The following is a 15,213-nucleotide window of genomic DNA, read 5'->3' on the forward strand; positions in this document are numbered from 1 at the left end:
GGGGACGGCCGGCTCAGGCCCTGACCGCGGCCAGGATCCGCTCGGCCAGCGTCGCGGAGAACCCGGGAAGGCTGGCGATCTCCGCCGCCGTGGCCGAGCGCACGCCAGCCAGGCTGCCGAAGCGTTCGAGCAGCACGCGGCGCCGGGTGGGGCCCACACCCGGGATGTCGAGCAATGCCGACGTGATGGTCCGTTGGGTCCGGCGCTTCCGGTTGTAGGCCACGCCGAAGCGATGGGTTTCATCACGGATGCGCTGCAGCAGGCGCAGGGAGGGAGCCCGGCGCGACAGCCGCAGGCTCTCCGGCCGCCCCGGGAAGAAGATCTCCTCCTCCTTCTTGGCCAGGCTGATCATGGGGATGTGCCCCACGCCGCGCGCGGCGGCGGCGTCGGCCGCCGCGGAGAGCTGCCCCTTGCCGCCGTCGATGACGATGAGGTCCGGCAGGGGCAGCCGCTCCTCCTGGCGCCGGGTGAGGTACCGGGTGAGCACTTCGTGGATGGCGGCGTAGTCGTCCTGCTGGGCCTCACCCTTGATCTTGAACTTGCGATACTCGGCCTTCCGCGGACGGCCGGCCTCGAACCAGACCAGCGATCCCACGGTGTCCTTGCCCTGGTTGGTCGAGATGTCGATGCAGATCATGCTGCGGGGCACCACGTTGAGGCCCAGGTCGCGGCCGAGGGCGTAGACCGGGTCGCCGGCGCGCTCGTCGGTCTCGAAGCTCTCGATCCGCAGGCTCTCGAGCAGGTGCCGGGCGTTCTGGTCGGCGAGGTCGAGCCAGCGGTGGGCGATGCCTCGCTGGGGCACATGCCACTCGGTCTCGGGCATCAGCTCCTGCAGCAGCTCGATCTCGGCGGGCGGGAACGGCAGGATCAGCCGCCGTACCCGTCCGGGCATGGGCACGTAGGATCGCACCAGCAGGAAGTTGAGGATCTGCTCGTCGGTCTCCTCGCCCAGGTTCTCGAGAAAGGTGTGCTCGCGCGCGACGACCCGGCCCTCGCGCACCCGGAGGAGGGCCCCGACGGCGTCGTCGCCGTCACGGGCGAAGCCCACGATGTCGGCATCGCCGGTGCCGATGACCTCCACGCTGGCGGGCGCATCGACCTGCTCCAGCCACTTGAGCTGGTCGCGAAGCCGGCCGGCGCGCTCGTAGTCCTGCCGCTCGCTCGCGGTGAGCATGGCGTCCCGGACGCGGGAGCGCACGTCCACGGTGCGGCCGGCGAGGAAGTCGAGCACCTCGTCGATCATGCCCCGGTACTCCGTCTGGGTCTGCCAGCCGACGCAGGGTGCCCGGCAGCGACCGATGTGATAGTCGAGGCAGGGCCGTTCGCGCTGCTCCCGGGGCAGGTCGTCGGCGCAGCTCCGCACGGTGTACAGCCGCCGGATGATCACCAGGGCCCGCCGCAGCTGGGTCACGTCGGTGTAGGGCCCGAAATAGCGGGCGCCGGGCAGGTCCAGCCGGCGGGTGACGAGCACCCGGGGAAACGGCTCGCCGGTGGTGACGGCGATGGACGGATAGCTCTTGTCGTCCTTGAGCCGGACGTTGAAGCGCGGCTGGTACTCCTTGATCAGGTTGTTCTCGAGGAGCAGCGATTGCGCCTCGTTCGCCACCACGATGGTCTCGACGTCCGCGATCTGCCGCACCAGGTACTGGGTCTTGAGGCTGGTGGCGTGGTCGGCGGTGAAGTAGCTGCGCACCCGGCTGCGGAGCCGCTTGGCCTTCCCGACGTAGAGCACGAGCCCGGCGGCGTCCTTCCAGAGGTAGACGCCGGGCTGGTCGGGGAGCGTGTCGAGCTTGCGCTGCAGGGGTTCGGGAGTCGCGGTCATCGCCCGGAAAGATAGTGTCCGGCGGCGGGGCTCAGCGGGGGCGGAGCCGCGCGAGGAGCGCCCGTCCCTCGGGGACGCGGAGCGCCACGGTGCCCCCGAGATACACCAGGCCGAACGGGACCAGCGCCGCGGCCGCGCGGAGCACCGGGTGGATCCCGGGGAGGAGGGACTGGACGCCGTAGCCGATCGCCGCGCCGAGGAGCGCCGGCGCCCAGAGCCGCGCCAGTTCCCCGGCGGAGAGCCCGGTGGCGCCGATCCGGGCATTCATGCCGCGCTGCAGCAGGAAGAACTCGACCCAGCCGGCGATCCCGGCGGTGGCGGTGAGCCCCGCCGCGCCCCACCTGGGCTCGAGGCCGAGGAGCGGCGGCAGCGGGACGGCGGCGAGGTAGCCGAGGAGGGTGGTGAGGAGCACGCGGAGCACCGCGAAGCGCAGCGGGGTGCGGGTGTCACGGAGCGCGTAGTAGGCCGAACTGTAGAGGCGTCCCATCGTGGCCGCGAGCAGCCCCACGGCGCTTCCGGCGAGGATGCCCCAGACGTAGCGGCTGTCCTCGGCCGAGAACTGCCCGGTCTGGAACAGCGCCGCCGCGAGCACCGACCCCAGGCCGAGGAATGCCGCGGCGGACGGCACCACGAAATAGGCGATGCGGCGCAGCCCCGCCTGGAGCCGTTGACGGAGGGCGGCCGCGATCTCGGTGTCGCTGCCGGTCGCGCTCGCCATGGCGGGAAGTTCCGCGGCGGAGACCGACATCCCGAACAGGCTCACCGGCAGGGTGTACAGCACCTGGGCGGTGGTGAGCCCGGCCACCGCCCCCCGCCCGAGCAGGCTCGCGATAATGGTATCCACGAACGCGCTGAGCTGGACCACGCCGCGCCCGAGGAACACCGGCCAGAAGTTGCGCAACACCGTGCGCACGGCGTCCCCACGCGTCGCGAGGCGCGGGCGCAGGCCCGGGACGAGCCGGAGGACGGTGGGCAGCTGGACGAGGAACTGCAGCGCGCTGCCGGCCACCGACCCCAGTGCCGCCAGCGTGGCCACCCGCGCCTCGGACTGGCCGGCGGCGGCCAGCAGCAGGCTCACGATGATGGCGAGGTTCCACAGCACCGGCGCCGTGTACGACAGCAGGAACCGGCGGTGGCTGTTGAGGACCCCCAGGCACCAGGCGGACGCCACCAGGAGCCCTGCCCCGGGAAAGAGCACGCGCACGAGGGAGACGGTGAGGTCGCGCTTGGGGCCGGACCACCCAGGGGCGATGACATCGGTCAGCGGGCCGGCCAGGGCCACGCCGGCGAGGACGACCAGCGCGGTGGCCACGCCGACCAGGCCAAGCACCGCGCCGGCGACGTGCTCCGCGTCGGCGTCCTTCCCCTCCGCGCGGAGGCGGGCGTACACCGGGATGAACGATGCCGACAGCACCCCTTCCCCCAGCAGGTTCTGCAGCAGGTTGGGAATGCGGAAGGCCGCGGTGAAGGCGTCGCTGCCGTCGCCCAGGCCGAGATAGTGCGCCAGGGCCCGCTGCCGGACCAGGCCGAAGATGCGGCTGAGGAAGATGCCCGCCGCCACCAGCGTGGCGTGGGAGGTCGGGCGGGCGGTGCGTGGCTCGGCCACGGGGGACGGGGCCGGCGTCAGGGCGACGTGGGCGGCGGCAGGCTGGAGCGGCCGGGGTGGTCCTCGAGCAGCCGCTGCAGGAACTGGTTCTCCTCCTGCAATGCGGTCATGGTCCGCTGCAGGTCCTCCATCTCGGACTCGAGCACCTCGACCTTGCGGGCCAGGTCGGCGAGCGGCGGCGGCACCTGGTCGGGACCCTCGAGCCGCCGCGCCAGCGCCTTCCCGATCGGGGAATCGATCACGATGCCCATGATCGGGATCATGAGGGCCACGAGGAGGATCAAACCGAGAAAGGCCATGGGACGAGTCTACCGGGGTGCCGGAGCCGCTTCAAGGGCGGCGGCGTACCAGGCCTCGACGTGGGCCGCGAGGGCATCGAGCAGCGCCGGCCCGTGCCGGGCCAGCAGGGGCGCCAGCGTCAGGACCCGTTCCTGCGGCCGGCCCAGCGGGAGCACCAGCTCGCGGGCCCGCGCAATCTGCTGGGTCTCGGTAACCTGGCGCTTCTTGAGGTGGTTGACCAGCCGCTTCTCCGCCTCCTGGGTTCCGGCGAAGGCCTGGTTGCGGAGGTTCTGCAGGGTCTTCTCGATCGTGGGATCGATGGCCACGGCCGCCCGGGTCAGCACCGCATAGTCCCGCTCGATCGCGGCCCGGAGGGAGGCCAGCGCGTCGCGCGCGTCGGCGGGAAGCTGCTCCCGGATCACCCTCCCCTCCAGCTGGAGCCCCGGCGCCAGCAGCTCGTCCAGCGTGGCACCGAACTTCTCCAGCACCCGGTCGGTGCGGGCATCGACGATCAGGCCGGACCAGCGCGGCAGCGGACGCTGCGGGGCGACCCCCAGTGGCGCGTAGATCGCCTCGGCCAGGGCCCAGTAGCGCAGCTCGCCGGGGCCGCCCATGTACGCGACCGTCGGGAGGATGGCGCTCTCGATCGCGGGCCGGAGCAGCACATTGGGTGAGAAGCGCCCAGGGTCGGTGGCGGACAGCTGCTCCACGTCGGCCAGGGAGAGCTGTTCGTGACTCCGCCGGGTCATGAAGCCGGGCGCGCGGAAGGCCAGGCGGTCCCTGCCCTGCGTGCCCTCGAACATGACGAGGGTCGCGCCGTCTCCCACCGTGACCCCCGCGTCGTGCCCCTGCGCCGCGAGGGCGGCCTGACGCCCCACCAGCGCCTGCTCCAGGACCGCGGCCTGTTCCAGGGCCCGCACCAGGTAGGGCACCTGGGCCCGCTTGACGGCGGGATGGACCGCGTCGAACACCACGATGCCGTACGGCGCCAGCAGCTCGGCGATGGTCTGGGCGCAGGCGTCGGCGAGGTTGGACTCGGGCCGGTACCATCGGCGGAAGAGCGCCAGGACCTCCGCCCCATGCGGCGAGCCGGCGAGGTCCGCCGCCAGGCGCTCGAGCACGGGCCCGATCTCGGGCCCCACCGGCTCCCGGTACAACGGCGTCAGCGGGGCATCCGCCGGGCGTTCCCGCAGGGTGGCCGTGATAGTGGAGCCGTCGGCGGCGGTCCACGCGGCGTGGTTCCCCTCCGCAAAGTCGTGGTCGCCACCCGCCGCCCAGAAGACCGGGACCACCGGCCGGTTCCAGCGGTGCTCACACTGCCGCGCGAGCGCCACCGCCGAGAGGGCCTTGTGGATGGTGTAGAGTGGTCCGGTCAGGAGTCCCGGCTGCTGCCCCGTGGTGACCACCAGGGCCCGCGGATCCCGCAGCCGATCGAGGCTGGCCCGTGCGCCGGGGGCGGCCACGAAGGCGTCCAGGAGTGCCGGGGCGATCCCGCCGTTCCGGGGGGTGGGCCACGCCACGGGGGCGGCGAGCGGCGTGGTCAGCAGGCGAAACGTCATGCGGCCACCTGAGCGACGAGGATGGTCCGGTTGCCGGTCCCGAGCACCGCGCCATCGTAATCGCCGAACCGGGCGCGGACGATGGCCCCGTGGGCCACGAGCATGCCCTCGAGCACCTCCGGCCCCAGCAGCCGGACCCGCTCCTCGAACCGGCGCCCGTCGGCCAGGGCAATGGTCTTGCGGACGAAGCGGCCATCGGCCGTGAGCCCCCGGGTGATCCGCACCAGCGTCTCGCCGTAGCGGGTCTCCTCGACGGGCACCAGCGAGGCGCGCACCTGCTCGGCGTTCAGGAAGTCGATGACGAACCAGCCACCGGGCCGCACGGTCGAGAGCATCTGGCCGAGCGCATCGGTATGCTCCTCATCCGCGGCGAAGTACCCGAAGCTGGTGAAGAGGTTCACGGTGAGATCCATGGACCGGGCGCGGTATGGCAGGGCTCGCATGTCGGCCCGCACCAGCGGCCGCGCGGTGGCCTCGCGGGCCCGGCGGAGCAGCGGGAGAGAAAGGTCGAAGCCGAAGGCCACGGCGCCGGCGCGTTCCAGGGCGGCCAGGTGCCGCCCCGCGCCGCAGGCGACGTCGAGCACCCGCCAGCCCACCCGCCACGGCAGCTCGCGGGTGAGCAGCGCGATCAGGCGGCCCGCGTCCGCCTCGTTGCGGTGCGGGTACAGGTGCAGGTACTCCTCGCCAAACCACTCCTCGAACCACTCGGCCATGGGGCCCCGGCGGAGGGGTGAACGCTGCCGCTGGCCGCGCGGGTCGGGCCCGGGGCAAGGGACGGAAGGCGCCCGCCTACTTGTGGTAGGGTTCGCCGCGAAGAATGGTAAACCCGCGATAGAGTTGTTCCAGTACCACCACGCGGGCGAGTTCGTGCGGGAGCGTGAGGGCTCCGAGGCTCCAGCGGTGGCGGCAGTCGGCCACCAGGCCCGGGTCGAGCCCCTCCGAGCCGCCGATCAGGAAGGCGACCGGCCGGGCGTCGTCCCGCCACCGGCCCAGGCGCCGGGCCAGCTCCTCACTGGTCCAGGGCGCCCCGGTCCGATCGAGGGCCACGAGCTCCGCGCCCCCGGATGCACGTTCGCGGAGGCGGGCGCCCTCGAGCCGGCGCCCCTCCTCCGCGACCTTGCCCCGCCCCGCCTCCCGGACCTCCACCTCGGCCACCCGCGTGTACCGGCCGAGCCGCCGGAGGTAGTCGTCGGCGGCGTCGCGGAAGGCGGGGCGCAGCTTGCCGACGGCCAGGACGGCCAGCGTCAGGCGTACATCCCGCGCAGGCGGTGCACGGCGGCCACCCGGTCGATTGACAGCATGTAGGCGCCGATGCGATTGTCGACCCCGTGCTTCTCCGCCATCGTCGTCACCTCCTCGAAGGAGTGCACCATGATCTTCTCGAGGCGGTTGTTGACGGTCTCCTCGTCCCAGAAGTAGCCGCCACGGTCCTGCACCCACTCGAAGTAGCTGACGGTGACGCCCCCGGCGTTGGCCAGGATGTCCGGGATGACGAAGATTCCCTTCTGGTTGAGGATCTTGTCGGCCTCGGCGGTGGTGGGGCCGTTGGCGCCCTCGCAGATGATCCGGGCCTTGATCTGGCCGGCATTCTCGTCGGTGATCACGTTCTCGAGGGCGGCGGGGACCAACACATCGCAGTCCAGGGTGAGCAGCTCCTGGTTGGTGATCTGCTGCGCCTTGGCGTAGGTGTTGAGCAGCTTCTTGCCCTGGACGTGCTTGAAGACGTCGGGGAGGTCGAGCCCCTTGGGGTTGTAGATCCCGCCCGACTTGTCGCTCACGGCCACGATGGTCATGCCTTCCTTGGCCATGAGGTCGGCCGCCACGGATCCGACGTTGCCGAAGCCCTGCACCGCCACCCGGGTGCCCTTGAGCGGCATCTTGAGCTTCTTGAGCGCCTCGCGGGTCACGAACATGCAGCCGCGGCCGGTGGCCTCGCGGCGGCCGAGGCTCCCGCCCATCGCGATCGGCTTGCCGGTGACGACCGCGGTGACAGTGTGGCGCTTGTGCATCGAGTAGGTGTCCATCACCCAGGCCATCACGCGCTCATTGGTGTTCACGTCGGGGGCGGGCACGTCGGAGTCGGGGCCCAGGGTCTCGATGATGCCCGTGGTGTAGCGGCGGGTCAGGCGCTCGATCTCGCCGTTGGACATGGTGGTGGGGTCGCAGATCACCCCGCCCTTGGCGCCGCCGAAGGGCAGGTTCACCACGGCGCACTTCCAGGTCATCCAGCCCGCCAGCGCCTTGACCTCGTCCAGGGTGACCTGGAGGTCGAAGCGGATGCCGCCCTTGGCCGGGCCCCGGGAGGTGTTGTAGATGACGCGATAGCCGGTGTACACCTCCACCGTGCCGTCATCGCGGAGCACCGGCACCGAGACGATGATCTGCTTCTCGGGCATCCGGAGGATCTGGTACAGTCCCGGCTCGAGGTCCAGGCGCTTGGCGGCGTCGTCGAAGCGGGACATCATCTCCTCGAACGGGTTCTCCGCCGCGAGAAAGTGGTCCTTCTCGGGCCGGATGACGTTCTGGCTGGGGCGCGGACTGGTCGACGTCATAGCATCTCCAATGAGTGTTACAGGCGCTCGGCCGGCAGCACGACGGCATCGAGGGCCACGGCGAACGCCTCGCCGCCACTTTCCCACGTGAGGTCCAGCAGGGCCACCAGCGGTTCAGGGGCGTCGGCCGGCCAGCAGTCCCGGAGCTTCACCGCGTCCTTCTCCGTGATGACCAGATGGTCGGCCCGCCGCGCCGCGTGGGCCAGCCAGGAGACATCCTCCTGGCGATACTCGTGATGATCCTTCCAGGTTGCCACCTGCACCGCCGCCCCGGTGGCCTTGGTCTGGGCCACGAAGGCCTCCGGGTCGCCGATCGCGGAGGCCGCCACCACCCGTCGGCCCGCCAGGGCTTCCGGCGGCAGGCTGCGGCCGGTCAGCAATCCCTCGAACCGCGTCAGGCCCAGGTGCGCGATGGCCACCGGGCCCCGCACCCGCCGCTGCAGGTCGGCCGCCAGCGCCTCCGCCGCCTCCCGGCTGGCCCGCTTCCGGGTGATCACGACGGCATCGGCCCGGTCGAGCGCCTGCCACCCTTCGCGCCACGGGCCGGCCGGCAGCGGCCAGCCCACGGCCCGGGTGGTCTCGGCGCTCATCACCAGCACGTTGAGGTCGCGCCGGATGTCGAGCCGCTGGTACGCATCGTCGAGCACCAGCACCTGCGCGCCGCGCGCCAGGGCCCGCTCCGCCCCGGCCACGCGGTCCGGGTCGGCCACCACGTGCGCGCCGGGGAGCGCCCGCGCATGCACCCGGGCCTCATCGCCGCCGCCGTAGGGGCGGAGCAGGATGCCCGGCACCAGGCCACGCCCCGTGTAGTATCGGGCGATCCACATGGCGATCGGAGTCTTGCCCGACCCACCGACCGTCAGGTTGCCCACCGCCACCGAGGGCAGCGGGAGGTCGTGCACCGGCAGCCACTGCCTGGCGTACACCACCCGCCGCACCCGCATCCAGGTGCTCCACAACCCCGCGAGGGGCAGCAGCGCCAGGCGGGCGAGCCGGGCATCGATCCGTCGGCTGGTCCACAGCCAGCGGATCAGTCGGTGGGTATCGCCGCGCCGTCGTGCCATGCTGCCCGCCTCATCGCGTCGTCCAGTTCGCGTACCACCCGCACGGCCACGTCCTCGGGATCGGCATGCACCGCCGCGTCCACCGGGCTTCCGTACGCCAGGCGCACCCGGGCCCACGGTCCGGGCAGCAGGAAGCGGTCCCAGGAGCCGGCCCGCCACGCCGGCCGGGCTTCCACGTGTACCGGCAGGACCAGCGCTGCCCCCCGCACCGCCGCCACGAAGGCGCCCGGCTTGGCTACCCGCCGGGGGCCGCGTGGCCCGTCGGGGGTGAAGCCCACGGAGGTACCGCCCCGCAGTGCCCGGATGGCGCCGGCCAATGCCCGGCGCCCGCCCCGGGTGCTCGATCCGCGGATCAGGCGGTAGCCGAGCGAGTCGGCGAACCGCGCCAGGTACTCGCCGTCCCGTGCCTGGCTGATCACGGCGGCGATCCCCTGCTCCCGGTGCTGCCACATCACCGGCAGGAGGCACTCATGCCAGCACAGCAGCACGAAGGGCCGCCCCGTGGCAACCACCGCGGCCGGGTGCTCCGGCTGGACAATTTCCATCCGCCAGCTGCGGGCCAACTGCCGCGCCGCCAGGCCGGCCAGCCGGCTCAGCACCCGACGCGGTCCAGCAGTACCGTGGCGACCCGCGATGCGGCCCCCGGCCCGCCGAGGCGGGCGCGGACGCGCGCCAGCGCGGCGCGCTGGCGCACCGCGGCGTCACTCGATTCGTCAAGAAGCGGTCGCACGGCGTCGCCGACTGGCGCGGCGGACACCGGCGGGTGCCAGAACTCCGGAACGACGTCCTCGCCGGCGACGAGGTTGACCAGGCTGATCCGGTCCACCGTCATGAGCCGGCGGGCGATCTGGTACGTCAGGCGCGAGGTCCGATAGGCCACCACCATCGGGGTGCCGGTCATGGCGGCCTCAAGCGTGGTGCTGCCCGACTTCACCAGCACCGCCGTCGCGGCCGCGAGGACCTCCTCCGGGCGGCCGCGATGCACCTGGAACGGGGCGCACTCGGGATAGTAGCCCGCCGTGGTCCCGGCCACGAGCACCCGGCGGCAGTGCCCCGCGGCGAGCATCCGCTGCCCGACGTCCCGGAAGAGCGGCCAATTGTACCCGATCTCCCGCTCCCGGCTTCCGGGAAAGATACCCAGTACCCCCTCCGTCCGGTCGATCCCCAGCGCGAGGCGGGCGGCGTCACGCGCCGGCCAGGCCCGGTCGAGGACCGGGTGCCCCGCGTAGTGGCAGGCCAGTCCCCGCTCCCGGAACCACGCCTCCTCGAACGGCAGGATCGCCACGATCTCGTCGGCGGCCTCCTGGAGCCGTGGGAGGCGTCCGGGGCGCCACGCCCAGAGCTGCGGCGCGACGTACTGGATGACGGGTACCCCGGCCCGCCGGAGGGCGCGCCCCAGGCGCAGGTGAAACCCGGGGTAGTCCACCAGCAGGGCGGCCGCGAACCGCCCGGCCCGGGCGGCCGCCACGATCTGCCGGTAGAGCCCCAGATGGCGCGGGATGGCCCCCAGGACGTCCCGGAAGCCCATCGTGGCCAAGTCGGTGACATCCGCCAGGGGGAGGAGCCCCTGGGCGAGCATCCTGGGCCCGCCAATGCCCTCCGCCACCAGCTCCGGGCGGCGCGCGCGGAGTTCGGCCAGCACCCCGGCCGCCAGGAGGTCACCCGAGGGCTCACCGGCCGAGACCAGGAGCCGCCGGGGCGATGCGGTCACGGCTCGAGCTGGGAGGCCGGGGCCGCGAGGCGGATCGCCTCCGCCACCCGGAGCGCGAGGTCCAGCGCGGCCCGGCCCTCCCCGCCCGTCACCACCGCCTCCCTGTCCCCGCGGACGGCGTGCAGGAAGCTCTCGAGCTCCAGCCGAAGGGCGTCGGCCGCGGGCGCCTCGAGGGGGATCCGCTCGGCGACGTCGGTCAGGGCCCTGGCCCCACCCGGCATCCAGCCGTTCCGCAGCCGGAGAAACTCCCCCTGACCCGTGGCCAGGTCCAGCGCCAGGTACCCCTCCTCCTGGTAGATCCGGAGCTTCCGGACCCGCCGCTCGGCGATGCGGGAGGCGGTCACGCTCGCCACCAACCCGGTGGCAAACTCGACCCGGGCGTGGGCCACGTCGAGCAGGGGTGAGAGTACGGCGGCACCGTTGGCCCGTACGTCGACCGCCTCCGGCCCGCCGGCGAGGTGCAGGATGAGGTCGAGCTCGTGGATCATGAGGTCCAGCACCACCGGCACGTCGGTCCCGCGGGGCTGGAAGGGCGCCAGGCGCTCCCCCTCGATGAACAGCGGCCGGTCGAGGTAGGGCAGCGCCGCGCGCAGGGCCGGGTTGAAGCGCTCGATGTGCCCCACCTGGAGCAGCACCCCGGCCTGTGCCGCGGCGGCGAGCAGCCGGTCGGCCTCCGGGAGGGTGGCGGCCAGGGGCTTTTCCATCAGCACCGGCCGGCCAGCGGCAAGTGCGGCGAGTCCCACCTCGCCATGGACGGACGTCGGGACGGCGACGGTCAGCGCCTCACAGCGGGCCAGCAGTTCCTCGCGGGTGGCGAAGGCGCGGGTGCCCAGCTGCCCCGCCACGAAGCGGGCCCGGTCCGGCCGGATGTCGAAGACGCCCACCAGCTCCGCGTCCGGCATCGCGGCGAGGTGCCGGGCATGATGCCAGCCCAGCGCGCCGACGCCGATCACGCCGACCCGCACCCGCGGCCTCACGCGGGCACCCCGCGCCGCGTCCCCGCGACAAAGGCGAGCAGCCGGGCCACCTCCGGCACGCGTGCCGCCGAGTCGGCGAGCTCGGCCATCGCCTCGCGGCGCGGGCGGTCGCTGTTGAACAGCAGGCGATAGGCGTGCTTGAGGGCCGTGAGGGTGGCCGCGGGGAATCCCGCGCGGGTGAGCCCCACCGTGTTGAGCCCGAACAGGCGCACCGGGTTCCCCACGGCGGTTACGTACGGCGGGATGTCCTGCGGCAGGCGGGAGGAACCCCCGACGAAGGCGTGGGTCCCGATGGTGATGAACTGGTGCAGGGCGCACAGCCCGCTCACGGTGGCCCGCTCCTCGATGACGATATGCCCCGACAGCTGAGTGGAGTTGGCGATGGTCACGCCGTCGCCGACCTGGCAGTCGTGGGCCACGTGGACGTACGTCATCAGGAAGCAGTCTGCCCCCACCCGCGTCGTCCCGGTCGCGGCGGTGGCGCGGTGCACCGTGCTGTACTCGCGGATGATGGTCCGGGGTCCCACCTCCACCCAGGTCTCCTCGTCGCGGTACTTCACGTCCTGGGGCGCGCCGCCCAGCACCACGCCCGCCCCGAGGGTCACCTCCGGGGCCAGGCGCACGTTCCGCTCCAGTACCGCGTGCGGCCCGATCCGGCATCCGTCCCCCACCAGCACCCCCGGCCCGATGACCGTGTAGGCCCCGACCTGCACCCCGCGGCCCAGCTCGGCCCCGGGATCGATCACGGCGGTGGGGTGCACGTCCGCCAGGGTCACTTGTCGACCACGCACGCGAGCATCACGGCCTCGGTGACCACCTGGCCGTCCACGTACGCCATGCCCTTCATCCGGGCGGTCTTGCCGCGGAACTGCAGCATCTCGACCTCCATCCGCAGCTGGTCCCCGGGCACCACGGGCTTCCGGAACTTCACCTCGTCGAGCGCCATGAAGTAGACGACCTTGTTGGCGCGGTCGGTGATCTGCTCCATCAGGAGCAGGCCGCCGGTCTGGGCCATTGCCTCCACGATCAGCACCCCCGGCATGATCGGGTGGCCGGGAAAGTGGCCCTGGAAGAACGGCTCGTTGATCGTGACGTTCTTGAGCCCGATGATCTTCTGCTTGCCCTGCACCTCCACGATCCGGTCCACCAGCAGGAACGGGTAACGGTGCGGGAGCAGGTCCATGATCTGGGCAGCGTCCATCACTCCTCCTCGACGGGTCGGGCGCGGGCCGCGATGGCGCGCGCGCAGGCGATATTGCCGCGATGGCTGGGGCGCCACGCCCGCACCGCGGCGCGGAGCGGGCCGCCGAGCAGCGCGAGATCCCCCAGCAGGTCTCCCACCTTATGCCGCGCGAACTCCTCCGGCCAGCGGAGCGTGGTGTTGAGCGGCGCGGTGGCGCTGAGCACGATGGCCGCGTCGGCGCTCGCTCCCGCCAGCAGGCCCCGCGCCCGCAGCGCCTCCACCTCCGCCAGGAACCCGTAGGTGCGGGCCGGTGCGATCGCGGTGACGAACGGCTCGTCCCCGGGGGCGAACACCGCGTGCTGCCGGCCGATCACCGGCTCCACATGCTCGAGCGTCACCTCGAGCCGGCAGCCGCCCGCCGGCTCGACCAGGTACCGGGCGTCACCCTCCCGCACCTCGAACGGCGCATCGACCACGAGGGCGCGCCGCCGTCCCGCCACGGCGAGGATCCCACCGGCACTGAGCAGCGCACAGTACGGCGCGAAGGACCCGTCCAGGATCGGCAGCTCGGGGCCGTCGACCAGCACGAGCAGGTCGTCGATCTCTGCCGCCGCGGCCGCCGCCAGCAGGTGCTCCACGGTCTCGATCCGGGTGTCGCCTGCCGCCAGCACGGTGCGCCGCTCGGTGCCGCCCACGGCGTCGAGGGTCGCGGCGATCTCTACTGGCGGGTCCAGGTCGATCCGCCGGAAGCGGACGCCTGCCCCGCCCCGGGCCGGCGCCACCCGAAGCCGCACGGTGGCGCCGGTGTGGAGCCCCGTCCCGGCAAGCTCAGCCGGCCGCTGGATGGTCCGGCGCACTGGCCCCTCCCCGGGCCTCGGCGAGGGCCGCAAGCCGGTCCGCGAGGGGGGCCAGCTGGTACAGCGCGGCCTGCGCCCGGAGAAAGGCCCGGTGCGGCCGCGCGGGGTACCCGGACACCACGGCACCGGGGGCCACCCGGCCGGGGCCGAAGACGACGCTCTTGGCGCCGATGACCGCCCCGTCCCCGATGACCACGTGGTCCGCCACCCCCACCCCGCCAGCGATTACCACGTCGTCGCCGATCCGGCAGCTGCCTGCGATCCCGGTGGTGGCCATGATCAGGCACCGGGCGCCGATCCGGACGTTGTGCCCGACCTGCACCAGGTTGTCGAGCTTGGTGCCCCGGCCGATCACCGTGTCCTCGAAGTTACCCCGGTCCACACAGCTGCCGGAGCCGATCTCCACCTCGTCTTCCAGGATACAGCCGCCGAGGTGGGGGATCCGCTGGTGCCCCGCGGGGCCCCGCAGGTAGCCGAAGCCCGGGCCCCCGACCACCGCGCCGGCCTTGAGCACCACCCGGTGTCCCAGGCGCGCCCCGGCGTAGCAGACGGCGTTGGGGCCGATCTCGGCGTGGTCGCCGACCACCACCCCCGCACCCAGGAACGCACCGGCGCCGATGGTGCACCCGACACCCAGAACCACACCCGACTCCAGCACCGCCCCGGGCCCGACTGAGGTGCCGACCCCGAGGCGCGCATCGGGCGCGACGACCGCGTTGGGGTGCACCCCTTCCGCTACGCTCGGACCGGGCGCCAACGCCCCCGCGACCCGGGTCAGCGCCGCCGGGAGGTCGTCCACGACGATCCGGGTGGCGGGCCCTTCAGCCTCGCCGGCGAATGTCGCGGCCAGCAGGACCGCGCCCGCGCGGCTCCGCCGGAAGGCCCCGAGGTAACGCGATGTGAGGAGGAAACTCAGGGCGTCGGGCCCCGCCCGGTCGAGCGGGGCCAGCTGGTGGAGCGGGAGGCTCCCGTCGCCCTCCAGGCGGCCGCCGACCAGATCGGCGACCGCCCGGGCCGTCAGGCGGCCGGGGACGGCGGGGGGCGTCAGGGCGTCGCCTTGACCTTGTCGATGACCTTCTGGCTCAGCTCCAGGGACTTGTCCACCGCCACGATGAGCCCCTCGTTGGCGCTCACGTCGAAGATGATGGCGAAGCCCCCCTCGGTCCGCACCGCCTCGATGGCGGTGTTGACCCGGCCGTGGATGGGGGCGAGCAGCTCCTGTTCGCGCTGGGCCGCCTTGTCGCGCAGCTCGTTGGCGCGCTGCTCCATCCGGTCGCGCTGCTGCTCCAGCTCCCGGCGCTTGGCCGTCTTGGCGGTGGCCGAGAGCATCACCGACTTCTGCTCGAAGTCCGAGGCGGCGGAGTCGAGGGCGGTCTGCATCCGGTCCACTTCCTCGCGGAAGCTGGACAGCTCGCGGTTGTAGGTCGACTCCGCCTGGGCGTAGCCGGGCACCGCCAGCAGGACGGCGCGGGCATTGATGTAGCCGATCTTCGAGCCGCCCTGCTGCGCGGCAAGGGTGGTGGGAGCGACGAGCAGCGCCAGCGCGAGCACCGACCAGCGGACAAGGGCACCACGGACCATCGAGCCACTCCTCACGAGAATG

16 protein-coding genes are annotated in these 15,213 nt (G+C 72.9%); all 16 read right to left on the reverse strand.

Translation table 11 applies throughout. The features are described 5' to 3' along the window. Positions 1-13: 13 nt before the first annotated feature. The 16 genes from uvrC to IPJ95_11835 all read right to left on the reverse strand — a co-directional run bounded on the left by uvrC (position 14) and on the right by IPJ95_11835 (position 15,191). The gene (gene uvrC, locus IPJ95_11760) at positions 14-1,822 is read right to left on the reverse strand and encodes an excinuclease ABC subunit UvrC (GenBank protein ID MBK7924287.1); all 1,809 of its coding nucleotides are present in this window, start codon (positions 1,820-1,822) and stop codon (positions 14-16) included. Between the two features lie 31 nt (positions 1,823-1,853). Further along, positions 1,854-3,386, reverse strand: a complete 1,533-nt coding sequence (murJ, locus tag IPJ95_11765; protein MBK7924288.1) for a murein biosynthesis integral membrane protein MurJ — start codon at positions 3,384-3,386, stop codon at positions 1,854-1,856. Between the two features lie 59 nt (positions 3,387-3,445). Continuing rightward, entirely contained in the window at positions 3,446-3,727 is a 282-nt protein-coding gene (locus IPJ95_11770) for a hypothetical protein (GenBank protein MBK7924289.1), read from the reverse strand. A gap of 9 nt (positions 3,728-3,736) precedes the next feature. Next, on the reverse strand, positions 3,737-5,266 hold the full coding sequence (gene bshC, locus IPJ95_11775; protein MBK7924290.1) for a bacillithiol biosynthesis cysteine-adding enzyme BshC: 1,530 nt from the start codon (positions 5,264-5,266) through the stop codon (positions 3,737-3,739). After that, positions 5,263-5,979 carry a class I SAM-dependent methyltransferase gene (locus tag IPJ95_11780; GenBank protein ID MBK7924291.1) on the reverse strand — a complete coding sequence of 239 codons (717 nt, stop codon included), beginning with the start codon at positions 5,977-5,979 and terminating at the stop codon, positions 5,263-5,265. Before IPJ95_11780 ends, bshC begins: the two co-directional genes overlap by 4 nt. Positions 5,980-6,055: 76 nt before the next feature. Further along, positions 6,056-6,421, reverse strand: a complete 366-nt coding sequence (locus IPJ95_11785) for a 23S rRNA (pseudouridine(1915)-N(3))-methyltransferase RlmH (protein MBK7924292.1) — start codon at positions 6,419-6,421, stop codon at positions 6,056-6,058. Between the two features lie 89 nt (positions 6,422-6,510). Beyond that, a complete protein-coding gene (locus IPJ95_11790; GenBank protein MBK7924293.1) occupies positions 6,511-7,818 on the reverse strand; it encodes a Glu/Leu/Phe/Val dehydrogenase in 1,308 nt (435 codons plus the stop codon). 17 nt (positions 7,819-7,835) lie between these two features. Continuing rightward, positions 7,836-8,882, reverse strand: coding sequence for a tetraacyldisaccharide 4'-kinase (lpxK, locus tag IPJ95_11795; protein MBK7924294.1), 1,047 nt, complete (start codon positions 8,880-8,882; stop codon positions 7,836-7,838). Continuing rightward, on the reverse strand, positions 8,849-9,481 hold the full coding sequence (locus tag IPJ95_11800) for a lysophospholipid acyltransferase family protein (GenBank protein MBK7924295.1): 633 nt from the start codon (positions 9,479-9,481) through the stop codon (positions 8,849-8,851). The genes lpxK and IPJ95_11800 overlap by 34 nt, the downstream gene beginning before the upstream one ends. After that, on the reverse strand, positions 9,475-10,593 hold the full coding sequence (gene lpxB, locus IPJ95_11805) for a lipid-A-disaccharide synthase (GenBank protein MBK7924296.1): 1,119 nt from the start codon (positions 10,591-10,593) through the stop codon (positions 9,475-9,477). The genes IPJ95_11800 and lpxB overlap by 7 nt, the downstream gene beginning before the upstream one ends. Further along, complete coding sequence (locus IPJ95_11810; GenBank protein ID MBK7924297.1) at positions 10,590-11,570, reverse strand: Gfo/Idh/MocA family oxidoreductase; 981 nt, start codon at positions 11,568-11,570, stop codon at positions 10,590-10,592. Before IPJ95_11810 ends, lpxB begins: the two co-directional genes overlap by 4 nt. Next, positions 11,567-12,361 carry an acyl-ACP--UDP-N-acetylglucosamine O-acyltransferase gene (gene lpxA / locus IPJ95_11815; protein MBK7924298.1) on the reverse strand — a complete coding sequence of 265 codons (795 nt, stop codon included), beginning with the start codon at positions 12,359-12,361 and terminating at the stop codon, positions 11,567-11,569. The genes IPJ95_11810 and lpxA overlap by 4 nt, the downstream gene beginning before the upstream one ends. After that, on the reverse strand, positions 12,343-12,771 hold the full coding sequence (gene fabZ, locus IPJ95_11820) for a 3-hydroxyacyl-ACP dehydratase FabZ (GenBank protein MBK7924299.1): 429 nt from the start codon (positions 12,769-12,771) through the stop codon (positions 12,343-12,345). The genes lpxA and fabZ overlap by 19 nt, the downstream gene beginning before the upstream one ends. Beyond that, a complete protein-coding gene (gene lpxC / locus IPJ95_11825; protein ID MBK7924300.1) occupies positions 12,771-13,610 on the reverse strand; it encodes a UDP-3-O-[3-hydroxymyristoyl] N-acetylglucosamine deacetylase in 840 nt (279 codons plus the stop codon). Before lpxC ends, fabZ begins: the two co-directional genes overlap by 1 nt. Then, positions 13,582-14,658: a UDP-3-O-(3-hydroxymyristoyl)glucosamine N-acyltransferase gene (gene lpxD / locus IPJ95_11830; GenBank protein MBK7924301.1), complete on the reverse strand. Its 1,077-nt coding sequence runs from the start codon at positions 14,656-14,658 to the stop codon at positions 13,582-13,584. The genes lpxC and lpxD overlap by 29 nt, the downstream gene beginning before the upstream one ends. After that, on the reverse strand, positions 14,655-15,191 hold the full coding sequence (locus IPJ95_11835) for an OmpH family outer membrane protein (GenBank protein ID MBK7924302.1): 537 nt from the start codon (positions 15,189-15,191) through the stop codon (positions 14,655-14,657). Before IPJ95_11835 ends, lpxD begins: the two co-directional genes overlap by 4 nt. Between the last annotated feature and the right edge of the window lie 22 nt (positions 15,192-15,213).

Source organism: Gemmatimonadota bacterium (assembly GCA_016713785.1).
Classification (GTDB): Bacteria; Gemmatimonadota; Gemmatimonadetes; order Gemmatimonadales; family GWC2-71-9; genus JADJOM01.